The sequence below is a fragment of the Herbaspirillum sp. Sphag64 genome, from assembly GCF_014192645.1.
In the GTDB taxonomy this organism is placed as follows: Bacteria; Pseudomonadota; Gammaproteobacteria; order Burkholderiales; family Burkholderiaceae_D; genus Herbaspirillum.
This window is the reverse complement of sequence record NZ_JACHYE010000001.1, coordinates 1,009,789-1,031,571: the sequence shown is the minus strand read 5'-3', so window position 1 is coordinate 1,031,571 and position 21,783 is coordinate 1,009,789. Positions and strand designations below refer to the sequence as shown.

Sequence of the window (21,783 nt, the reverse complement as noted above, 5' to 3'; positions counted from 1 at the left end):
TATTGTCATTGTTGTTATCGAAATTCGTTCGTCAAGATTGTCTTCGCGGGGCCACTGTTGAAATTTGCAAGTCTGGGCAGTGGCAGCGAAGGCAATTCGCTCCTCATTTCTACCTCTGATCCTGGAGGTAATTCTGATAGTGAATCTACTCAACACCGATGCACCACGGTCATGCTCGACTGTGGTTTCAGCATCAAGGAAACCCAACATCGTCTGAGCCGGCTTGGTAGAACGCCCGAGGATATCTCTGGTATCGTGGTCACCCATGAGCATGCCGACCACGTTGGTGGTGTATTCAAATTTGCACGTCGTTATGAAATTCCAGTATGGCTGACTTATGGCACCTTTCAAGCGGTCGGTGCATCAGTCTGCAAGGATGTCGATCTGCATTTCTGTCGTGACAGTGAGGCATTCCGCATTGGTGATCTGACACTGCAGCCCTATACCGTGCCGCACGATGCCAGAGAGCCGGTGCAGTTCGTTGCTACCGATGGCGACTGCAAATTAGGTGTGTTGACTGATGCAGGTCAGTCGACCGGGCATCTGTTGCAGGCACTGGGAGGCTGTGATGCTTTGGTACTGGAGTGTAACCATGATCGGCAGATGCTGGCCGACTCAGTGTATCCGCCGTCGTTAAAGCGGCGTATTGGTGGTCCTTACGGTCACCTGGCCAATGATATCAGTGCGGAGATATTGGCTGCACTCGACAAGCACAGGCTCAAGATGGTGGTGGGCGCACATTTGAGTCTCAAGAACAATACGCCAGATCTGGCACGCGCTGCGCTCACGACTGCACTTGATCAGCATTCTGCCGAGGTCATGATCGCCTGTCAGGAGCAGGGGTTCGACTGGATAGTGATTGCTTGAATTTGATTCCGCGAAGCGAATCAGGCGAGCAGGCATAAAAAAAGCCGACCACTGGTCGGCTTTTTCAATAATCAGTTGATTATTTTGCTGGTGCGTCAGCTGGCTTAGCTGCGTCAGCTGCTGGTGCTGCAGCAGGAGCTGCTGCGTCAGCTGCTGGAGCTGCTGCTGGGGCTGCTGCAGGTGCGTCAGCTGCTGGAGCTGCTGCTGGTGCTGCTGGAGCTTCAGCTGCTGGTGCTGGTGCTGGTGCAGGTGCTTCTTCTTTTTTACCGCAAGCTGCCAGAGCAACAGCCAACAAAGATGCGATCAACAGAGTCTTTTTCATGAATATTCCTTCAATAATAATCAAAATTTTGCGATGAATAATTACCGGTAATTATCGCTCTACAGGATGTTTTCGCCGCTTCGTACTTTCACCAAACAACGAAAGCTTTCCAGCCCAACATTATAGCCAACTTTTCGAAAATTCACATGTGAATTATTCGTTTCTGTAAGCATTTGTAAGATTTCGCTGACCTTTGTCAGCTTGGCGTCAGGCCTGTCTCCATGCAGGTTTGCGGCTTTCACTCCAGAGTTACGTAGTGAAAAACAGCGTTTTTTGCACACGTTTATGCAAGCTCGATCCATCCATCCTGATACCAGCCATGGAAGGCCTCCAGAACATCCTGAGAGGCATGTTGGAGTCCTAATTTGTCCAGATGTCGCATGTCCGCCAGGGTGCTCAGAAGTGTTTTGTCAGCGCGACCTACGGCAAAAGACTCACCATTGATGAACACATGTTTGCCGCGGTAAAGCATGCTGGTCTTGCGTGAAAGTCGAATGCCACGTTTTTTTGCAGCCTGCTCAAAGCGGGCAGGAGTCAACGGTTTATCGATTGGATCGAAGAACACTGATGCCTTCGGCTCGGATAAATATTCACCAAGGAAGATGGTGATGTCATCCTGCGTGAAGCGCATTTTATTGATTTCTTCGGTTACACGCGTCAGCAACGGTGCTGGGATTTCTGCCGGATGTTTGGTAACGCTCAGTTCCGGATCAGCATAACGTCCCGGTAAATCAATGGAATCGGCCATGAATTGCAGAAAAGCTTCGCCTAGTTCCTGGAATGCCGGAGCGCGGAAGCCGATCGAATAGGTCATGCATTCACCGACGGCGACGCCATCATGGGCGTAATGCGGTGGTATATAGAGCATATCGCCCGGCTCCAGGACAAACTCTTGCTCCGCCTGGAAATTGCTCAGAATCTTTAGTGGCATGCCATCCACCAGTGATAAATCCTTCTGCGAACTGATCTGCCAACGACGTTTTCCGTGTGCCTGCAGCAGGAACACGTCATAGGAGTCAAAATGCGGACCAACGCCGCCGCCATCAGTGGCATAGCTGATCATCAGGTCATCCAGACGTGCATCCGGCAAGAAGCGGAACTGCCGCAACAAGTCATCGGCCTGGTCATCATGCAGATTGACGCCTTGTACCAGCATGGTCCATTGGGACTGTTTCAATGGCGGGAGTTTGGCAAGCGGGCCATGATCCATTTTCCAGTTGTCATCGCGTTGCTGGATCAGACGTGATTCAACATCATCACGGGCAGCCAGGTCAAACAGGGCCTGTCGCGACAGCAAGGGAGCAAAGCCGGGGATGGCCTGGCGAATCAGCAAAGGTTTCTTGTGCCAATAGTCGCGCAGGAAGACGGCGGGACTGATGCCGCCAAACAGTGTCAGGGAATTTTTCATGATGCCATTATAGAATCCCCTTGGCCCTCGTGGCAGCCGGTTTGCATGGCGATAACAGGTATAATTGCCGGGCAGATTGCAGCACACTTACCATGTCATGCCTTCTTGAGGCCGAATGCAAGGTCGCCAGACATTGTCTGGCCTTGCCGCTCGGTCCAGCAGCACAAGCGCAGGTCGCCACCGGCCAATCCGGTGCTTCAAGGACCTGCAATGATTGATGAACCAGATACCAGAGAAGGGGCATACATGAAGATTGCCAAAAATACCGTAGTTTCCGTGAACTACAAACTTTCCGATGCGCAGGGCGTATTGATCGAAGAGAGCCGTGAGCCAATGGTGTACCTCCATGGCGGCTATGAAAACACATTGCCCAAGATCGAAGAAGCACTCGATGGCAAGGAAACTGGTTACAACACCACCATCAAGGTTGAGCCAGCCGATGCGTTCGGTGAATACGACGCTGATCTGGTCAAGACCGAGCCCAAGAACCGTCTGCCATCGCCGATCGAAGTTGGTATGCAGTTTGAAGGCTCGCCAGATGACGAGCAGCAGTCTGCAGTGATTTTCACTGTGACTGAAATTGCCGAAGATACCGTCGTCCTCGATGGCAATCATCCGCTGGCTGGCATTGCGCTGGTATTCGAGCTGAGCGTTGCTGAAGTCCGCGCCGCCACTGAGGAAGAAATTGAACATCAGCACGTACATGGCCCGCATGGTCATCATCACCATGGTCATGACCACGGCGATGATGAGGGTGGTGATGGTGAAGAGGGTGATCACTTCCGCAGCCATCCAATCCATTAAAGTACGAATCGATTGACGTACTGCTCAGCAGTTGACGTCAACGATCGTCACGCAAAAAATGCAGCCCAGGCTGCGTTTTTTATTGTGACTGTTCAGTTGGTTCGGGTTGCTCGGTGGACTGTGGCAACTGTGGCGATGCTGGATATTGGGGCACTATCGGCGTGCTTTTTCGGTTTTTGGTAGATTTTCCATTTTTGCCATTGCCTGCCAAAGCGAACAACGCGGTACTGTGATTATCCACCTTCAGCCTGACCCAGCCAGAGGCAACACCGAGACTTCCCAGATTGTGATGCCAGACGATACCGTTCGCTGATGACTCGCTTTTCAGACTCTCGCCGTGGACCAGCAACACCTTGCCATGGTAGCCAGCGGCAAGCTGATTGATGCGCAGGCGCATCTCAGCAAAACCGTCACGCTGACCATGCAGCAAAAACGGTCGCTGACCTGGTTGTGCCAGTGGATTGGCATCGCAAAACAGCACGATGCCTGGTAACCTGCGTTGGGCCGCCAGCTTGAACAGACGCTGCAACCAATCCTTGTTGGCAATCAGCCTGTCTTCGAATTCTCCATTGCGTCCGCCTTCCTGGACAAAGTGATTGTTCGTCACCGGAATATTGATGGTGGCGAACAGGATGTCTCCAAACTCCCAACGCGCATTTTCGGCATAAGCACGAAACTGTGGCATCAGCGACTGCCGCAGCAGCGGGATTCTGGTTGCGCCCAATGAGAATTCATCGGTGAACAGTAATTCACGCAGCCGGTTAAGACGCTCGATAGCTACGTTCCCGCTTTGATTGCGACAGCTCACCCAGTCGCTGGCAGCCACGGCGACCACCACACCGTGTTGCGAGGTTTGCAGCAGGTCGCGGCGCTCTTCGTACAGTGAATCAGAGCACGGTTCGCCACTGGCCTTGATGCCATTGACGATCAGAAATGCCAGATTTTCGTTATCACTGTCAGCCAGGGCACGACGCAACACAGCATCATCCGCATTACTGGCAAATGAATGTCCCACCACGCCGAACTGGAAGCTGCTCTGCGCCATACTCACCATTGGGTTTAGCAGCGCAGTCATGGTCAACGCAGTCATGCAAACCGTTCTGCCGAGACTAGCCAGAATGCCTGCTTTACCTTGCACGCTAGTCAGTGTCGTCGTCATTGTTCGTGACTCAGCTGCTTCAGACGATACAAGGCATCCAGTGCCTGACGCGGTGTTAGAGCATCCGGGTCAATCTCGGCCAGTGCCTCACTCAGCGCGCGATCACTCGCTGGTACCAAAGGTAGCGCCGCGACCTCTTCAATATCACTGTCATTGATGGTGCCGGATGGTGCATTAAACAGATCAAACTGTGGTGTTGCCTGTACCGACTGCGATTCCAGCGCAGCCAGATGCTTGCGCGCAGCACGAATGACCGGTGTCGGTACACCCGCCAGTTGCGCCACTTGCAGACCATAACTCTGTGACGCCGGGCCAGCTTGCACCGCATGCAGGAACACAATGCTGTCCTTGTGCTCCACCGCTGACAGATGCACATTGGCTGCACTTGGATGCAATTCAGGCAATTGCGTCAGCTCGAAATAGTGCGTGGCAAACAAGGTGAAGCTGCGCGTGATATCAATCAAGTGTTTGGCAATGGCCCAAGCCAGCGCCAGACCGTCGAAAGTCGAGGTGCCGCGGCCGACTTCATCCATCAGCACCAGTGAGTTTTCCGTCGCGTTATTGAGGATGGCTGCCGATTCCGTCATCTCCACCATGAAGGTAGAACGGCCGCCGGCCAGATCATCTGCAGCACCAATCCGGGTGAAGATACGATCAATTGGGCCGATTGTGGCACTGTTGGCGGGCACGAAACTGCCGACATAGGCCAGCAACGTAATCAGTGCGACCTGACGCATGAAGGTCGATTTACCACCCATGTTGGGACCCGTGATCAGCAACAGTTTGCGTTCGGCACTAAAACTACAATCGTTGGCAATGAAGCGTTCGATCTGGTTTTCCACCACCGGGTGGCGTCCTTGCTCGATCTGAATGCTGGGCTCGTCCACCAGCATCGGCGCGCACCAGTTATGGCGCGCTGCGTGGTCGGCCAATGCAACCAGCGTATCGAGCTGCGCGAGGGCATGCGAGATGTCCTGCAACGTGACGATGTGTGGTGCCAGATCCTGCAATACCTGATCGTAAAGGAATTTTTCGCGGGTTAGCGCGCGCTCCTGCGCCGACAAGGCCTTGTCTTCGAACGCTTTGAGCTCTGGCGTGATGTAACGCTCGGCGTTTTTCAGGGTTTGCCGGCGACGATAGTCATCGGGCACTTTGTCAGTCTGACCATGCGTGACTTCAATATAAAAACCATGCACCTTGTTGTATTCGACGCGCAGGTTGGCAATGCCGGTGCGAGCCCGTTCCCGGGTTTCCAGATCGATCAGGAACTGTCCTGCATTTTCTGAAAGACCACGGAGTTCATCCAGATCGGCATCGTAGCCACGCGCAATCACACCACCATCACGCACCATTGCCGCTGGTTCCAGCATGATGGCCCGCTCCAGCAGATCAAGACAGTCAGTCGGCGTTGCTAGTGCTTCCTGCAGATTCAGCAGCAAGGGGGCATCGGCATCCCGGCTGCACATGGCGACGTAGGCACGTAACGAGCCCAGTTGTTGCAAGCCAGCGCGTAATCCTGCCAGATCACGCGGGCGCGCTGAAAGCAATGCAATCCGGGTGGTGATACGTTCGATGTCGGGGACCGAAGCGAGCGTGCTCGAGAGACCGGCGCAGGCGTCCGTACGCATGAGCGCATTGACTGCCGCATGGCGGGCGCGAGCAACGTGCTGGTCACGGCGCGCATGGTGCAACCAATGCCGCAACAGACGTGAGCCCATCGCCGTGCGGCAATGATCGAGTAAGGAGAACAACGTCGGTGCCTGCGCTGAGGCATCTTGTGCGCGAATGGTTTCGGTCAGCTCCAGATTGCGCCGCGTCGCCGCATCCAAGCCAATGAATTCGTTTTCCGATTCGACCGTGAGCGTGCGTACGTGCTGCAAGCCTTTGCCTTGCGTCGACAGGGCATAGCGCAACAGGGCGCCACCAGCACCGATGGCCGCCGTCATTCCTTCCGCCCCGAAGCCGTTCAGCGTTGCTACTGACAATTGATCCAGCAGAGAACGGTTGCCACTGGCTTGATCGAAATGCCAGTCGGGTACGGTAGTGGACTTGCTGCTCAAGCCGAGTAAAGCCGTGCAATTTTGCTCCTGAGTGTCGCCAATCAGAATCTCGGCCGGAGAAATGCGCTCCAGCTCCTGTTTCAGTCGCGTCTCCAGCAGGTTGTCGGCAACTGTGAACTCCATCAATTTGAGCGCACCGCTGGCCATAGCGAGCCAGGCCAGACCGACTGTCGTTTTGCGCTGCTTGCTGATAACCATGTTGATGGCCAGCAAGGCCTGATCAGATTTTTCTGGCAACAGATCGGCATCGGTGAGCGTACCAGGCGTAATCACCCGCACTACCTTGCGCTCGACCGGTCCCTTGCTGGTGGCAGGGTCACCAATCTGTTCGCAGATGGCAATCGATTCGCCCAGTTTGATCAGCTTGACCAGATACTGGTCGACCGAATGAAACGGGATACCCGCCATCTTGATTGGTGTGCCATTGGAACTGCCGCGCTGGGTCAGCGTGATACCCATCAAGCGGGACGCTTTTTCTGCATCATCGAAAAACAGTTCGTAGAAATCTCCCATGCGGTAAAACACGAGCGTGGTCGGATACTCAGCCTTGATGCGCAGATACTGCTGCATCATGGGCGTATGTTTGGCTGCACTGTTGTCCTCCTGCTGGGCTGCTGCCTTTTTGCTGCTTAAATTCTCTTTTTCCGTTTTCATTCAATGACTTATCTATTTTTCGCTCTGTTGGAAAAACGCAATTCATGATGCATTTGCCGGAGACCCTGAAAAGGTCCAGTCACGGCTAAATTACGAGAGGCCTAATTTTACTCTTCCACTGCCCGCAAGCCTCTTTTGGAGACTGGATTGGTGAAGGGAAATGATAGTTGATCACGATGAAATTTCCGACAGAAGGCGCATGCAGAAGTTCTCCCAGCCCAGTTTGGTTGGGTAGGTGTTTTCTTGGATTCTTCCGCAAAGGATCGCGTGCGTTGGCAATGGTGACACAGAGGGTAAGACGACGAGACGAGCGAACTTACGTACAGAGTTGCCCGTGAGGTTCCTTATTCAGGTCGAGGATAGACCTTGTGTGAGAGTGGCTTTCCGTGCGCATCGATATGAACCAATACCATTTCAGCCGCTGCAACGCTGACACCAATCCATCGCTCGATATTGATTTCGTGGGTTACTAGAATCAGGGCACGTCGATGTTTTTGGTCGACCGCGTTCACGATGAATTGCTCTAGCCGGATATTGGCACTGTCAGCACTAGCTGGATCATCGAAGAAGGAGGCCAGTGCGCTATCAGGCTGTGCGGTGCCATAGTTGAGCAAGGTCCCCGTCTCTTTGGTACGGCACCATGGGCTGCTAACCACCAGCGCGCTCTGTATATTCTGCTGATGCAGCCAAAGCCCCACTTTTCTGGCTTGCTCCCGGCCTTCGTCGCTTAGGTTGCGTTGGGTCCCGCAGTCATCGAGTGAGAATCGATCGGGATCTCCAATACCGGGCGCACGCGCATGGCGCATGATTAAGACATAGTTCGGACTGGCCAGTTGCTCTGATAGCTCTGAGGCATTTGCACTGTTAATCAGCATTAACTGGCAAAAAATGCTCGCAATGAGTTTTGTCATGATCGGTAGATGCCTAAGTAGCGAAGCTGATGAATAGCACACTGGGGAAAATTGGTGTGAATCGGCAAACTTAGTCTACCGGTAAATCAGCTTTGCTTCAGTCTCCCTTCGAATACAGCAGTCATTGCACAGCGCAGTCAGTAAACGAGTAAAAAATGAGCATGTTTGCAGATTAAAAATTCTCCACTACGTTGTGCAAGGGGTGTCGTTGATATTCAAAGACGAGCCATTTTTCGATCCCGGCGCCGGGGCTGGATGCGGCAGCCACTAATGGCTGCAATGCCAATCCCTGTTGAATTTGTAACGTTTCTGTAACGTTAGCTACTGCTTGATCCACGTCAAGGTTTAGACCCCCGCTAGGGCTATAGACTGAATTCATGCCTAGTCAATTTTCACGTACTAGCTATCTCCCCATTTACCCAAGGAATAGAACATGGATCTCCCTCTCAGTGGTATCAAGGTTATCGATTTTACCGGCGTTCAATCTGGTCCTGCCTGCACGCAGATGATGGCGTGGTATGGCGCCGAAGTGATCAAGGTCGAGCGTCCTGGCGTAGGTGACGTCACCCGTAATCAACTGCGTGATATTCCTGAACTGGATGCGCTCTATTTCACTATGCTCAATAGTAACAAGCGCTCACTGGAGCTCAATACCAAGACACCTGAAGGCAAGGCGATCATGGAACAGTTGATCCGGGAAGCGGATGTACTGGTGGAGAACTTCCATCCGGGCGCGATGGATCACATGGGCTTTACCTGGGAGCATTTGCAGAAACTTAATCCGCGTCTGATCTTTGGTTCGGTCAAGGGATTTAATGATGACTCGCCGTATGCTGATATCAAAGCCTATGAAAACGTTGCGCAATGTGCTGGCGGTGCAGCCTCAACGACGGGCTTCTGGGATGGTCCGCCAACCATCAGCGCAGCGGCACTAGGCGATAGCAACACTGGTATGCATTTGCTGATTGGATTGTTGACCGCATTGATCGGCCGTGAAAAAACCGGACGGGGACAGCGCGTGACGATCTCCATGCAGGACAGTGTGCTCAATCTCTGCCGGGTCAAGCTGCGTGACCAGCAGCGCCTGGAAAAGGTTGGCTATCTGGAAGAGTATCCGCAATATCCCAATGGCAGCTTCACCGACGTCGTTCCACGTGGAGGTAACGCCGGTGGCGGTGGTCAGCCTGGATGGATTCTCAAATGCAAGGGTTGGGAGACCGATCAGAATGCCTATATCTATTTCACTATTCAGGAACAGAACTGGGCAGCAACCTGCGACGCCATTGGCAAGCCGCAGTGGAAGGATGATCCTAATTACGTCACGGCCAAGGCACGACAATCACGCTTGTTCGATATCTTCGCAGAGATTGAAAAGACACTCGCCGAAAAGAGCAAATTTGAAGCTGTCGAGTATCTGAGAAAGTTTGATGTGCCTTGCGCTCCGGTGTTGACCATGAAGGAAATTGCTGGCGATGCGTCCTTACGCTCCAGCGGTACGATAGTGGAAGTGGAGCAGAAAAAACGCGGCAAGTATCTTACCGTTGGCAGCCCGATTAAATTCTCAGGCTTTACGCCAGCGATCAAGGGAGCGCCATTATTGGGTGAGCACAATGAGGAAATTCTCACCGAACTTGGTTACTCCGCACAGCAAATTGCCCACCTGCGTGAAGCCAAGGTGATCTGATGCAAGAAATGGCCAGCACCATATTGATACTGGCCATTTTTAGCTTCCCCCGTCTCAATTCATGGAACATAACAACATGGAAGACAATTCCCCTCAGGACGCCATGACGGATGGTTTTCATCTTGTCGTGCAGGCCCTCAAACTCAATGGTATCGAGACAATTTATGGTGTTGCCGGTATTCCGATTACTGATCTGGCGCGGCTGGCACAGGCCGAAGGTATCCGTTATCTAGGATTCCGACATGAACAGTCTGCCGGTAATGCAGCCGCCATTTCTGGCTACCTGAATCAATGGCCGGGCGTCTGTCTGACGGTGTCTGCACCTGGTTTTCTCAATGGACTGGTTGCGCTGGCGAATGCGACGACCAACTGCTTTCCGATGATCCTCATCAGCGGCTCAAGCGATCGCAATATCGTTGATTTGCAGCAGGGTGACTATGAAGAACTGGATCAATTCAATGCTGCCAAGCCCTATGCCAAGGCGGCATTTCGTATCAACCGACCAGAGGACATTGGTATCGGTATTGCCCGCGCGATTCGGGTAGCGGTATCGGGTCGACCTGGGGGCGTTTACTTGGATATGACGGCCGCCGCACTGGCTGCGGCCACGCAGGCAAGTGCCCTCGACAGTCTGGTCAAAGTGATCGATCCGGCACCGGCGAGACTCCCTGCGCCGGATGCCGTTCTTCGAGCGCTGAGCCTGCTGGCTGGTGCCAAGCGACCATTGGTGATCTTAGGCAAGGGCGCGGCCTACGCCCGGGCTGAAGATGAGGTGCTTGCTTTCCTTGAGCAAACCGGTATTCCTTATTTGCCCATGTCGATGGCCAAGGGCTTATTGCCGGATGGTCATCCTCAGTCGGCAGCCGCGGCGCGTTCCTACGCACTGGCGCAGGCCGATGTGGTGGTACTCGTTGGGGCGCGTCTGAACTGGTTACTGGGACATGGCAAGGCACCACAATGGGCCGCTGATGTACGTTTGATCCAGATCGATATCGCCCCAGAAGAATTCGATAGTAACCGTGCCATCGCCGCCCCCTTGGCTGGCGATATCGTCTCGGTCATGCAGGCTTTGCGTGCGGGACTTAATACCACTGGAGTGAAGTCACCAACAGACTGGCGCGCCGCCATCGCCGAGCGTCGCCGTCACAACGAAGAAAAGATGGCGCTCAACCTGCAGGCCGATCCTGACCCCATGACTTTTCAGAGTGCCTTGCGTGCAGTTCGCGATGTGTTGGCTACCCGGCCGGACGTGGTGTTGGTCAATGAGGGGGCAAATACTCTCGATTCCGCGCGCAATATCATCGATATGCAGTTACCGCGCAAACGTCTCGATGCCGGTACCTGGGGAGTGATGGGAATCGGTATGGGGTATGCGATCGGTGCGGCGGTCAGTACTGGTGCACCGGTAGTGGCGCTCGAAGGTGATAGTGCGTTTGGCTTCAGTGGCATGGAGCTTGAAACCATTTGTCGTTATCAATTGCCAGTCGTGATTGTCGTATTCAACAACGGTGGCATTTATCGCGGCGATGATGTCAATCGCGGTAACGGAAGCGATCCCAGTCCGACGGTATTGACGGCCGCAGCGCGTTATGACCGGCTGATCGAGGCCTTCGGTGGTACTGGTTATCACGTGACGCACCCTGCAGCACTGTCCGATGCATTGATAACAGCGTTGGCCGCTGCCGAGAGTAGTGGCAAACCTGCTCTGATCAACTGTGTGATCGACCCGCATGCCGGTACTGAAAGCGGACATCTGAAAAACCTCAACCCAAAGAGTGCATTGGCGCCAGCACAATAAGAGCGTCGTCATCGCATGCTGATATCGACCGGGTGGACACAATCCATTCCGCCCGGTTTTCAATCTGGAAGGCAAGTATGAATCAAGCAACAGGTAATACTGCACGTCCCGCCGGTCCGTTTTCCGATTTGCTGGTGGTTGATCTAACGCATGTCCTGAATGGGCCTTTCGGCACCAATATTCTCGCTGATCTGGGCGCGCGCGTGATCAAGGTGGAACAACCCGGGCATGGTGATGACACGCGCCTGCTTGGGCCGTTTGTCGACGGTCAGTCGCTCTACTTCAGCTTCGTCAATCGCGGCAAGGAGAGCATTGTGCTGGATCTCAAGGCAGAGGCTGACCGTACCGTCTTTTTGAATATGGTTCGTCAGGCTGACGTACTGGCAGAAAATTATCGTCCCGGTACCATGGAGAAGCTTGGTTTTTCTTACGCCGAATTATCCAAAATCAATCCACGCTTGATTTACGCTTCGTCATCAGGTTTTGGTCAGACAGGCCCACTGGCAAGCTATCCGGCCTATGACACTATTGTTCAGGGTATGAGTGGGATTCTCAACGGCACCGGGTTCCCGGACGGCCCACCAACCCGGGTCGGTACGTCCCTTTCCGATCTGTGTGGAGGTATTTACCTGTTCAGCGGGATTGCCAGTGCTGTGTATGACCGTACACGCACCGGCAAAGGCTGTCATGTGGATATCGCCATGTTTGATGCCACGCTGGCGTTCATGGAACATGGGTTCATGTCCTATGTAGCGACCGGACAAGCGCCAGAGCGAATGGGCAACCGTCATCCTTACATGGCACCGTTCGACGTCTTCCAGGCACGTGATCGGCAACTGGTGCTGTGCTGTGGCAATGACGCCTTGTTCCAGAAGCTGTGTCATGCCCTCAATCGTCCGGAACTGCTCAGCGACCCACGCTTCAGTGTCAACCATGAACGGATGGAAAATCAAACCGCGCTCAAACAGGAAATCGAAGCCGTCTTGCAGCAGCAGGATACAGCGCATTGGTTAGACGTGATTCACGCTGCAGGTGTACCGGTTGGTCCCTTGCTCAATATTGCCGAGGCTGCGCAATTGCCGCAGACGGCGGCGCGCAATATGCTGATTGAGGCCGGTGGATTGCGCATGCCTGGTAATCCGATCAAGCTTAGTGCCTATGCCGATCCGACAATGCGTCCCGGCGCTCCGCAACTGGACCAGCATGGTGCAGAGCTGAGGCAAGAATTTGCTCATACCGATGCGCTTGTCTGACTCTCTTGGGGAAAGGACCTGATATGACGACGCTCTCGCAAGATGTGATTTCCCTTGCTGCACCTGCTGTCCCATCCATGGCTGTCAATCTGCGTCGGGTGGTGGCACTGACGACCGTGTGTGGTTTTGTCGAGGTCATCGGTTACAAGGATGTCGGCGGTATCTATCCTGCCATCATGACCGGCAATACCGTGCAGCTAGGCTGGACGTTGGCACAGCAGAGCTGGTCACGATTCGGCTTGCTGGCTTTCGCAATTGGTGCCTTCTTTGTCGGCTGCATGATCGCCAGTGTAATTCGTCGCCATTTGCGACGGCCGGCATTGGAGCTGTCCTTGATGGCGATGTTGCTGCTGTTTACCGGTCTGGTACGTACCCATCCCGCCTTGCGAGTGCCGGTTGAATTACCGTTATTGGCATTGGCGCTGGCCATGCAAGGCGAAGCCATCAGTCGCTTTGGTGCTGTGTCGTTGCAGACGCTGGTGGTGACCAACAATATGGTGAAGTTTGCGGATGCATTTGTTGGTCGCTATTTTGGAAAAAAAGCCGAGCGTGCCAAACGTCCTGAGCTTGCCGAAGTCCTGTTGCCGGGTCTGGCCTGGCTAACTTACAGCGTGGCAGCTGCAGTGGGGGCGGTGGTAGATGGCTGGATCAGACAACCGTTGGTCATTCCAGCCTTGTTACTGGTGGTGATTACAGTAGACCTGTTGCGTCTACCTGAATCATGAATACAGCGGATCAGATGGGCCAGCTATCAAAGCAGCCCGTCTGATCTGGGTGATGCAACTTCAGCGCATATGCACAATGACACCAGCCGAATAGGTCGCTGCAATCGCGCGATCATCGGCCAGGATCGCCAGTGCAAACAATTGCTCTTCAAGACTGTTAGTGGTGGCGCTGCGACGAGCCAGCAACGGCGTGGCTTTCGGATCCAGCACCACGAAGTCGGCATCGCATCCGGAGTTGAAATTGCCAATCGTCCCTTCCAGTTGCAGCGCACGCGCACCGCCCAGTGTGGCCAGGTAGAACATGCGCTGCGCTGCCAGATGGGTACCACCCATACGACCCACCTTATACAGCTCATTCATGGTCTGCAGCATCGAAAAGCTGCTGCCGCCACCGACATCGGTCGCCAGCGAGTACGGCATGCGTAGCTTGTCGGCATTGGCAAAGTCAAACAGGCCGCTGCCCAGGAACAGATTCGAGGTCGGGCAGACTGTCGCCGCCGATCCAGTTGCCGCCATACGCGCGCGGTCGGCGTCATCGAGCCAGATGCAATGGGCATACAAAGCCCGCGTGCGCATCAGTCCATATTGGTCATAGACGTCCAGATAGCTGCGGCTGTCGGGGAAGAGTTCCTTGACCCATTTGACTTCATCGCTGTTTTCAGCAACGTGTGTCTGGATATAGGTATCGCTGTACTGGCGCGCCAGTTCACCGGCAAGTTTCAGTTGTTCCGGCGTCGAGGTCGGCGCAAAACGCACGGTAATCGCATAGTGCTGACGGCCTTTACCATGCCAGCGCTGGATCAGTTCTTCGGTCTCCCGTGCACCGCGCTCGGCGGTATCGCGCAGAAATTCTGGTGCATTGCGATCCATCAGGCATTTGCCGGCCACCATGCGCAGGTTCAGTGCGTGACTGCGGCTAAAGAAAGCATCTACCGATTGCGGGTGCACCGTGCAATAGACGGCTGCGGTGGTGGTGCCGTTGCGCAGCAGTTCTGCCAGGAAAAAGTCGGCGACTTCAGTCGCATGGCTGCCATCTTCGAAGCGTCGTTCCGCCGGGAAAGTATACGTTTCGAGCCAAGGTAACAAGCCCGGTGCCGGTGAACCAATGATGTCGGTTTGCGGATAATGCACATGGGTATCGATAAAACCCGGTGTAATGATCTTGCCACGGTAGTCGTGCAGGGTGGTATCAGCAGGCAGCGTTCCGATCAGTTGATCATGGTCGCCTGCTGCAATGATCTTGCCATCGGCGACGATGAGCAAGCCATCGCTATGCCATGCAGTGGCATGTTCATCAAACGCCGGATCGTTGCGGAAATGGAGAATGCTGGCGCGGTAGGCGTGTACGGAAGAAGTCATGGGTTTGCAGTCCTGATGAAACGTGAGGTCGGCCGAAATCTTGAGTGGCATGCCGACAGATTATGCCCTACAGGTGACGGTCCGGCACTGTCCTAGTGACGGCCGTCCAGAGCCTGTGTGGTCAGCCTCGTTCCAGACTTGGCGGGGTATGGCTGTGACTGCCGACATTCCCAGAGTTGCACCAGCTGCGCCACCACGGCAATGGCGATGCTGGCAGGTTCCTTGCCGTAAATGCCAGGAATCCCGATCGGGCAGGTCATGCGATTAAGCTGCTCTTGCGTGATGCCCCGTTCCAGCAGGCGATGTTCAAACTGCTGCCGCTTGGTACGGGAGCCGATCAGGCCGAACCAGCCAATATCGGGCCGCAGCAGAATCCGTTCGGTCAATTGCTGATCCAGTGCATGGCTATGTGTCATCACCAGATAATAGGCACCCGGATCAGCCTGATCGACGACTGCATTGGGGACGTCGGTGGCTTCTACCGTAATGTGGGCAGGCAGATTCTGCGGGAACATCTCTTCCCGCGCATCGACCCAGATCAGGCGACAGGGCAGCGTATTGAGTACTTGCACAATCGCCGCACCGACATGCCCGGCTCCGAACAGGACGACCTGTGGCAATTGCGCACGACAACGGTCGAGCAGCCATTGTTTGCCGCTGCTATCGCGCACCAGCTGGGTTGTACCTTGCCGGAGTAGCTGCTCATCCACGGACGGCAGGGCAGGCAGGTGATCACCCTCGGGTTCCAGCAGCAACGGCTGCTGCAGGGCCTCTAGTGGGATCGCACGCCAGACATCATGACCGCTACGCCGATGTTGTTCCAGATTGTCGAGCATGACTGCGACACTGGTATCGGCGACCGGATCAATCCGCTCAAAAGCCAGAAATACCACGCCACCACAGCATTGACCGAGGCTAGGGCCAAGTGCAATCCGTTCCAGTTTGCGTGTGCTACTCAACAAGGCCGGATCAGCGGCCAGCATGGCGCGCGCAATCTGCGCTGCGCGCCATTCCAGATGACCGCCACCGATAGTGTCAAATTGCTGGGTGCCGGTATAGACCATGCGCGCGCCCGCTTCCCGCGGGGTCGAACCCTGAATCGCAGCAACCGTCACCAGCACCGCCGCGGTGGCGTTGCTGTGCAGGTCTCGGAGTGCGTTGAGCCAGGTCGTCATGTTGATCTCGATCAGTTCAGGCTGGCGCGGACTGCTTCGATCGCATCGAGGATCGCTTCGCTGGTAGCGGGTGCTCGCAGCGGTGGATTGACGCGATGCTCGCCGACCGATGAAACCGCATCACGCAAAGCCAGAAACACCGAAAATGGCAGTAGCAGCGGTGGCTCACCCACCGCCTTGGAGCGGTGGATGCTATCGGAGACATTGCTGTTCTTGAACAGCCTTACCCGGAAGTCACTCGGGCAATCGGAGATCGCTGGAATCTTGTAGGTCGAAGGCGCATGCGTCATCAGCTTGCCATCCTTGTTCCACCACAATTCCTCGGTAGTCAGCCAGCCCATGCCCTGAATGAAGCCGCCCTCTACCTGACCGATGTCGATTGCCGGATTGAGGCTGTTACCCGCATCGTAGAGTGCATCGGCGCGCAGCAGACGCCACTCGCCAGTGAGCGTATCGACCACGACTTCCGCCACCGCCGCACCATAGGCAAAGTAAAAGAAGGGATGACCGGTCATGGTCTTGGCGTCCCAATGCACGCGCGGTGTTGAATAGAAGCCATCCGACCACAATTGAACCCGCTGCAGATACGATTGCATCACCAGCTCGTCAAACGGCAGCGATTGCGTACCGGCGCTGACGACGCCATCGGCAAACTGCACCTCGCTGGCATCGCAGGCAAATTTTTTGGCGGCGACCGCGCTCAGGCGTTGGCGAATCTGCAGGGCGGCATCCTGTGCGGCCTTGCCGTTGAGGTCACTACCGGTCGACGCAGCGGTTGCCGAGGTATTGGCAACCTTGCTGGTATCGGTGGCGCTGCAGCGTACCCGCTCCAGTGACAGACCGAGGGCATGGGCAACCACCTGCGCCACCTTGGTATTGAGCCCCTGGCCCATTTCGGTGCCACCATGATTGACCAGCACCGAACCATCGGTATAGACGTGCACTAACGCACCGGCCTGATTCAAGTGCGGCACATTGAACGAAATGCCGAATTTGACTGGCGTCAATGCCAGCCCCTTTTTGAGGATGACATTGGCGGCGTTGAAGGCATTGATGTCAGCACGTCGCTGCTGGTACTCGCTGGTTTGTTCCAGTTCAGTAACCAGTGCCGCGATGACATTGTCTTCCACCTTCTGGCCATAGTGGGTCACATTGCGGGCATCCGGACCTTCGGCATCGCTGGCGCCATAGAAATTGGCACGCCGTACGTCCAGCGCATCCTTGCCCAGATTACGGGCGATTTCATCGATAATATATTCGATTGCAATCGCACCTTGTGGTCCGCCAAAGCCTCGGAACGCGGTATTGGATTGGGTATTGGTCTTGCCGCACAGGGCGCGGATATCGACATCCGACAGATAGTAGGCATTGTCAAAGTGGCATACCGCACGGGTGGCGACCGGGCCTGACAGATCGGCAGAAAAACCGGCGCGCGAGACCATCTCAATCCGGGCGCCGAGGATGCGGCCACTATCGTCATACCCGACTTCATAATCGTAGGCGAAGCAGTGACGCTTGCCGGTGACCATCATGTCGTCATCACGGTCAGCGCGCAGTTTGACCGGGCGTTGCAGCTTCACTGCGGCAACCGCGGCTGCGCAAGCCCACAGCGCCGATTGCGATTCCTTGCCGCCGAAACCGCCACCCATGCGACGGCATTCCACCAGCACATCATGCGACGCTACGTGCAATACGTGCGCAATGTGATGCTGCATTTCGCTGGGATGCTGGGTCGAGCAATAGACATGCATGCCACGTCCCTCTTTGGGAATGGCATAGGAAATCTGGCCTTCCAGGTAAAACTGCTCCTGACCACCGACATCGAATTGGCCGACCAGTTTGTGCGGAGCCTGCGACAATGCTGCAGCCGGGTTGCCGCGCGCCAGATGCATCGGAGGCAACACATAGGATTGCGCTGCGTGGGCAGCCCGTGGCGTGAGAATGGCAGGTAACTCTTCGTATTCAATCACAGCCAGTCTAGCTGCACGGCGTGCGGCATCGTGACTACGGGCGACGACGATAAAGATGGGTTGGCCGACATACTGTACAAGCCCGTCCGCCAGTACCGGATCATCGTGGATGATGGCACCAACGTCATTGGTGCCAGGGATGTCTGCCGCGGTGTAGACGGCGACTACCTCCGCTGCTGCCTTGACCTTGGTCAGATCGATCGAGCGTAATTTTGCATGGGCTTTTTGTGACAGACCGAGTGCTGCATGCAGCGTGCCGTGCAGCTCGACAATATCGTCGGTGTAAGTCGCTTCACCGGCCACATGCAGCAGTGCCGATTCGTGCGCGTGAGACTTGCCGACCTCGTGCCAGTTGGACCGTAAATCGGCTTGCAAATGGGTGCTTTTGCTCGCCATGAATTCTTCAGTTTGCTTGTTCATTGTGATGTCCTCGCCTGTTTCTCTACGCGACGCTCTGTACCAGAGGAATGGCCGGCTTGCCGTGCGCAAACGCACGTAACGAAGTTGGTGCCAGTGGCGCGTCCGCACGGGTTTCCAGCCAATATCGATAGAGCAGATTCTGCGCGGTTTTCATGCGGTAGCCGGAGGATGCGCGCATATCCGACAGCGGTGCATAGTCTTGTGCCAATGCCTGCATTGCAGCCTTGACGTTGGCTTCATTCCAGTCCTGACCTTGCAAGACTGCCTCAGCTTGTGCAGCCCGTTTTGGCGTTGCGGCCATACCACCATAGGCCAGTCGCGCATTGACCACCTTGCCGCCATCGAGCGTGCAGGCAAAGGCCGCGCAGACCGCTGAAATATCCTGATCAAAGCGCTTGGACAATTTGTAGGTACGCAAGACCACCTTGTCGCGGGCACCGCCGGGTAAGGGAACGCGCACGGCCTGTACAAACTCATTGGCTTGCAATGCCGACTTTTGATACGCGATATAGAAATCTTCAAGCGGCATGGTGCGCTGACCATTGACGCCATACAGCACGATTTCGCTCCCCAAGGCGATCAGCCAGGGCATCGAGTCGCCAATCGGCGAGCCATTGGCGACGTTGCCGCCCAGCGTGCCGGCGTTACGCACCGGCAGCGAGGCAAAGCGTTGCCACAGTTCCGACAGTGCCTCCGGATAGTAGGCGCTGGCAGTTGCGTAGGCTTGTTCCAGTGTCACGCCGGCACCGATTTCCAGCCAGCCATCGGCGGCGTGAATGTGCTTGAGGGCGCCGACTTGTCCCAGATAAATGATGTCACCCAGATCGCGCATCTGCTTGGTCACCCACAAGCCGACATCGGTCGAGCCGGACAGGATACGTGCCTTCGGCAAGGCATCCCGCAGGCTGGCCAGTTGCTCCAGGGTTTGTGGCGCATGGAAGGTCTGACCGTTGTAGCTCACGCGCAGGGGCTGTTCGCGTTGCAGAGCGCGCAACGCTTCGATTACCGGTGCGCGATCAAAATTGACTTTGGGTAATTCACCCATGCGGCGGGCGGCATCAATGATCGGACGATAGCCGGTGCAACGGCATAGATTGCCCGACAGCGCATCGTCAATTTCGCGGGTGCTGGGAGCAATGCCATCCTGCTCATGCTTGAGGTACAAGCCCCACAGTGACATCACAAAGCCCGGTGTACAAAAACCGCACTGGGAGCCGTGGCATTCGACCATGGCTTGCTGGGTCGGGTGCAGGCAGCCGTCGGGCTGTTTCAGATCTTCTACGGTAAACAAGGCCTTGCCATCCAGAGTGGGCAGGAACTGAATGCAGGAATTGACTGTTTTCAGTTCTAGCGCATCGTCGCGCAGTTCACCGATGACGACAGTGCAGGCACCGCAATCGCCTTCGGCACAGCCTTCCTTGGTGCCGGTACAGTGCAGGTCCTCGCGCAGATGCTGTAAAACAGTGCGGGTGACGGGTTTGCCGGTAGCGCCAGCGTGGGTCTCCACTTGCTGGACCGCACCGCGGAAATAGAAGCGAATTGGATCGGACATGGTGTTTTCTTGTTCTGCCGTAAAAATAACGTTGATGACTTTTTGTTGATACAAGATCTGTGCCGGGTTGTCGGAAATACCGTGCAACTTTGCAGCAGAAAATTGTTGCGGCCGATTGTTGCAGTTGATTTTTGTGATGCGATCAACAGCGCGCGTCAGACGTGCTTGCTGTCGACCGTATCACTGCTATTTCCTGACTGCCATCATGCGCCCAGGTAGACCAGCTTGAACAGGAAAATTGCCGCGATGACCCAGATCACCTTCGACACTTCCCGGGCCCGGCCGGTCAGCAACTTCAGACCGGCGTAGCTGATGAAACCCAATGCCAGACCGTTGGCGATCGAATACGTGAAGGGCATGATCAGGGCAGTAATTGCCGCTGGTACGCACTCGGTGGTGTCTTTCCAGTTGATTTCAGTCAACTCGCGCAACATCAGGCAAGCTACAAAAAACAGCGCCGGTGCGGTTGCATAACCCGGTACCACACCTGCCAATGGCGCAATGAATAGCGCCAGCAGGAACAGCACAGCCACGGTCACAGCGGTCAACCCGGTACGGCCACCTTCTTGCACGCCTGCTGCACTTTCAATATAGGCGGTTGTGCTCGATGTGCCCAGCAGAGAGCCGGCGACGATCGCACCGCTATCAGCCAGCAATGCCTTGTTGATGCGCGCCATCTTGCCATCCTTGATCAGCCCGGCGCGTTGCGCCACGCCCATCAGGGTGCCGGTTGCGTCAAACAGTTCGACCAGGAAGAACACCAGTACCACATTGATCAGGCCCATCGAAATGGCACCCTTGATATCCAGATGCAACAAGGTCGGCGCAATTGACGGTGGTGCCGAGAAAATGCCCGAGAAATGATTCCCGCCAAACACGAAGCTCAGGATGGTGACCAGCAAAATGCCGATCAGCAAGGCACCACGCACCTTCAACTGGTCCATTGCCACGATGGACAGGAAGCCGATAATCGCCAGTACCGGTGCAGCCTTGTGCAGATCTCCCTGGGTCACGAAGGTGGCTGGGTTGGAGGTTACGATCCCAGCAGTTTTGAGGGAGATGAGCGCAAGAAATAGCCCGATACCCGCCGGTATCGCACTACGCAGTGAATGCGGAATACTGTTGATGATCAATTCGCGGATACGGAACAGACTCACCAGCACAAACAGACAGCCGGAGATGAAAACCGCGCCCAGTGCGGCTTGCCATGGAAAGCCCATACCTTTGACCACGGCGTAGGCAAAGTAGGCGTTGAGCCCCATGCCCGGTGCCATGCCGATCGGATAGTTGGCGTACAGACCCATGATCAGCGTGCCAATGGCTGCGGCCAGACAGGTCGCCACAAACACGGAATCCTTGGGCATACCGGCGTCGCCAAGGATCGATGGATTGACGAAAATGATGTAGGCCATCGTCAGGAAGGTGGTCAAACCGGCCAGTAATTCGGTTCGTACCGTGGTCCCGTTCTCACTCAGCTTGAAAAAGTTGTCCAGCAGTTTCATGAAGTTTGTCTCCGTTTATCGCTTGCGCGTTGTGCGCCGAAAAAAGCGTGGAAGTATCCCACTTTCGTCAAAAAGGCGCTGTTATTGTCTGCCTGTCACCAATGCGGATTTCTGTACTATCGGCGGCACGATTAGCAATCAAAGTCCTCACTTCGATGAT

The 21,783-nt window shown here is 55.2% G+C and carries 17 protein-coding genes; 7 read left to right on the top strand and 10 right to left on the bottom strand.

Annotation, left to right across the window (positions count from 1 at the left end; genetic code table 11):
• The first annotated feature begins 57 nt into the window (after nucleotides 1-57).
• Nucleotides 58-867, top strand: a complete 810-nt coding sequence (locus FHW66_RS04580) for an MBL fold metallo-hydrolase (protein WP_183378511.1) — start codon at nucleotides 58-60, stop codon at nucleotides 865-867.
• Nucleotides 868-946: 79 nt separating this feature from the next.
• On the opposite strand, the gene FHW66_RS20870 is transcribed toward FHW66_RS04580, so the two are convergent.
• Nucleotides 947-1,189 carry a hypothetical protein gene (locus FHW66_RS20870; RefSeq protein WP_255458812.1) on the bottom strand — a complete coding sequence of 81 codons (243 nt, stop codon included), beginning with the start codon at nucleotides 1,187-1,189 and terminating at the stop codon, nucleotides 947-949.
• 283 nt (nucleotides 1,190-1,472) lie between these two features.
• Nucleotides 1,473-2,597 carry a cupin domain-containing protein gene (locus FHW66_RS04570; protein ID WP_183378509.1) on the bottom strand — a complete coding sequence of 375 codons (1,125 nt, stop codon included), beginning with the start codon at nucleotides 2,595-2,597 and terminating at the stop codon, nucleotides 1,473-1,475.
• A gap of 92 nt (nucleotides 2,598-2,689) precedes the next feature.
• Here FHW66_RS04570 and FHW66_RS20865 point away from each other — a divergent pair, with 92 nt between their 5' ends.
• The gene (locus FHW66_RS20865; protein WP_255458811.1) at nucleotides 2,690-2,815 is read left to right on the top strand and encodes a hypothetical protein; all 126 of its coding nucleotides are present in this window, start codon (nucleotides 2,690-2,692) and stop codon (nucleotides 2,813-2,815) included.
• Nucleotides 2,816-2,843: 28 nt separating this feature from the next.
• Nucleotides 2,844-3,401, top strand: a complete 558-nt coding sequence (locus FHW66_RS04565) for a peptidylprolyl isomerase (protein WP_183378667.1) — start codon at nucleotides 2,844-2,846, stop codon at nucleotides 3,399-3,401.
• Nucleotides 3,402-3,480: 79 nt separating this feature from the next.
• Here the strand turns inward: FHW66_RS04565 and FHW66_RS04560 are convergent, their stop codons facing one another.
• The 3 genes from FHW66_RS04560 to FHW66_RS04550 form a co-directional block, all read right to left on the bottom strand.
• Nucleotides 3,481-4,560: a hypothetical protein gene (locus FHW66_RS04560; protein ID WP_183378508.1), complete on the bottom strand. Its 1,080-nt coding sequence runs from the start codon at nucleotides 4,558-4,560 to the stop codon at nucleotides 3,481-3,483.
• The gene (mutS, locus tag FHW66_RS04555) at nucleotides 4,557-7,193 is read right to left on the bottom strand and encodes a DNA mismatch repair protein MutS (RefSeq protein ID WP_183378666.1); all 2,637 of its coding nucleotides are present in this window, start codon (nucleotides 7,191-7,193) and stop codon (nucleotides 4,557-4,559) included. Before mutS ends, FHW66_RS04560 begins: the two co-directional genes overlap by 4 nt.
• A gap of 425 nt (nucleotides 7,194-7,618) precedes the next feature.
• Complete coding sequence (locus tag FHW66_RS04550; RefSeq protein ID WP_183378507.1) at nucleotides 7,619-8,185, bottom strand: histidine phosphatase family protein; 567 nt, start codon at nucleotides 8,183-8,185, stop codon at nucleotides 7,619-7,621.
• Nucleotides 8,186-8,618: 433 nt separating this feature from the next.
• On the opposite strand from FHW66_RS04550, the gene frc reads away from it, so the two are divergent.
• The 4 genes from frc (at nucleotide 8,619) to FHW66_RS04530 (ending at nucleotide 13,645) form a co-directional block, all read left to right on the top strand.
• Nucleotides 8,619-9,869 (top strand): formyl-CoA transferase, encoded by a 1,251-nt coding sequence (gene frc, locus FHW66_RS04545; protein ID WP_183378506.1) that lies wholly within the window; start codon nucleotides 8,619-8,621, stop codon nucleotides 9,867-9,869.
• A gap of 76 nt (nucleotides 9,870-9,945) precedes the next feature.
• Nucleotides 9,946-11,667: an oxalyl-CoA decarboxylase gene (oxc, locus tag FHW66_RS04540; protein ID WP_183378505.1), complete on the top strand. Its 1,722-nt coding sequence runs from the start codon at nucleotides 9,946-9,948 to the stop codon at nucleotides 11,665-11,667.
• 77 nt (nucleotides 11,668-11,744) lie between these two features.
• Nucleotides 11,745-12,920 carry a CoA:oxalate CoA-transferase gene (gene yfdE, locus FHW66_RS04535; protein ID WP_183378504.1) on the top strand — a complete coding sequence of 392 codons (1,176 nt, stop codon included), beginning with the start codon at nucleotides 11,745-11,747 and terminating at the stop codon, nucleotides 12,918-12,920.
• Between the two features lie 23 nt (nucleotides 12,921-12,943).
• A complete protein-coding gene (locus tag FHW66_RS04530) occupies nucleotides 12,944-13,645 on the top strand; it encodes a YoaK family protein (RefSeq protein WP_183378503.1) in 702 nt (233 codons plus the stop codon).
• Between the two features lie 60 nt (nucleotides 13,646-13,705).
• Here FHW66_RS04530 and guaD read toward each other — a convergent pair whose 3' ends face one another.
• The 5 genes from guaD to FHW66_RS04505 form a co-directional block, all read right to left on the bottom strand.
• A complete protein-coding gene (gene guaD, locus FHW66_RS04525; protein WP_183378502.1) occupies nucleotides 13,706-15,004 on the bottom strand; it encodes a guanine deaminase in 1,299 nt (432 codons plus the stop codon).
• A 92-nt stretch (nucleotides 15,005-15,096) separates the two neighbouring features.
• A complete protein-coding gene (xdhC, locus tag FHW66_RS04520; RefSeq protein ID WP_183378501.1) occupies nucleotides 15,097-16,179 on the bottom strand; it encodes a xanthine dehydrogenase accessory protein XdhC in 1,083 nt (360 codons plus the stop codon).
• Nucleotides 16,180-16,190: 11 nt separating this feature from the next.
• A complete protein-coding gene (xdhB, locus tag FHW66_RS04515) occupies nucleotides 16,191-18,569 on the bottom strand; it encodes a xanthine dehydrogenase molybdopterin binding subunit (RefSeq protein WP_183378500.1) in 2,379 nt (792 codons plus the stop codon).
• Nucleotides 18,570-18,591: 22 nt separating this feature from the next.
• Nucleotides 18,592-20,121 carry a xanthine dehydrogenase small subunit gene (gene xdhA, locus FHW66_RS04510; RefSeq protein ID WP_183378499.1) on the bottom strand — a complete coding sequence of 510 codons (1,530 nt, stop codon included), beginning with the start codon at nucleotides 20,119-20,121 and terminating at the stop codon, nucleotides 18,592-18,594.
• Nucleotides 20,122-20,324: 203 nt separating this feature from the next.
• A complete protein-coding gene (locus FHW66_RS04505) occupies nucleotides 20,325-21,623 on the bottom strand; it encodes an NCS2 family permease (RefSeq protein ID WP_183378498.1) in 1,299 nt (432 codons plus the stop codon).
• Nucleotides 21,624-21,783: the final 160 nt, after the last annotated feature.

Excerpts from the sequence above, each read along its gene's own strand:
- FHW66_RS20870 (WP_255458812.1), bottom strand. The coding sequence starts at position 1,189 with ATGAAAAAGACTCTGTTGATCGCATCTTTGTTGGCTGTTGCTCTGGCA.
- FHW66_RS04570 (WP_183378509.1), bottom strand. The coding sequence starts at position 2,597 with ATGAAAAATTCCCTGACACTGTTTGGCGGCATCAGTCCCGCCGTCTTC.
- FHW66_RS20865 (WP_255458811.1), top strand. The coding sequence starts at position 2,690 with ATGTCATGCCTTCTTGAGGCCGAATGCAAGGTCGCCAGACATTGTCTG.
- FHW66_RS04565 (WP_183378667.1), top strand. The coding sequence starts at position 2,844 with ATGAAGATTGCCAAAAATACCGTAGTTTCCGTGAACTACAAACTTTCC.
- FHW66_RS04560 (WP_183378508.1), bottom strand. The coding sequence starts at position 4,560 with ATGACGACGACACTGACTAGCGTGCAAGGTAAAGCAGGCATTCTGGCT.
- mutS (WP_183378666.1), bottom strand. The coding sequence starts at position 7,193 with ATGATGCAGCAGTATCTGCGCATCAAGGCTGAGTATCCGACCACGCTC.
- FHW66_RS04550 (WP_183378507.1), bottom strand. The coding sequence starts at position 8,185 with ATGACAAAACTCATTGCGAGCATTTTTTGCCAGTTAATGCTGATTAAC.
- frc (WP_183378506.1), top strand. The coding sequence starts at position 8,619 with ATGGATCTCCCTCTCAGTGGTATCAAGGTTATCGATTTTACCGGCGTT.
- oxc (WP_183378505.1), top strand. The coding sequence starts at position 9,946 with ATGGAAGACAATTCCCCTCAGGACGCCATGACGGATGGTTTTCATCTT.
- yfdE (WP_183378504.1), top strand. The coding sequence starts at position 11,745 with ATGAATCAAGCAACAGGTAATACTGCACGTCCCGCCGGTCCGTTTTCC.
- FHW66_RS04530 (WP_183378503.1), top strand. The coding sequence starts at position 12,944 with ATGACGACGCTCTCGCAAGATGTGATTTCCCTTGCTGCACCTGCTGTC.
- guaD (WP_183378502.1), bottom strand. The coding sequence starts at position 15,004 with ATGACTTCTTCCGTACACGCCTACCGCGCCAGCATTCTCCATTTCCGC.
- xdhC (WP_183378501.1), bottom strand. The coding sequence starts at position 16,179 with ATGACGACCTGGCTCAACGCACTCCGAGACCTGCACAGCAACGCCACC.
- xdhB (WP_183378500.1), bottom strand. The coding sequence starts at position 18,569 with ATGAACAAGCAAACTGAAGAATTCATGGCGAGCAAAAGCACCCATTTG.
- xdhA (WP_183378499.1), bottom strand. The coding sequence starts at position 20,121 with ATGTCCGATCCAATTCGCTTCTATTTCCGCGGTGCGGTCCAGCAAGTG.
- FHW66_RS04505 (WP_183378498.1), bottom strand. The coding sequence starts at position 21,623 with ATGAAACTGCTGGACAACTTTTTCAAGCTGAGTGAGAACGGGACCACG.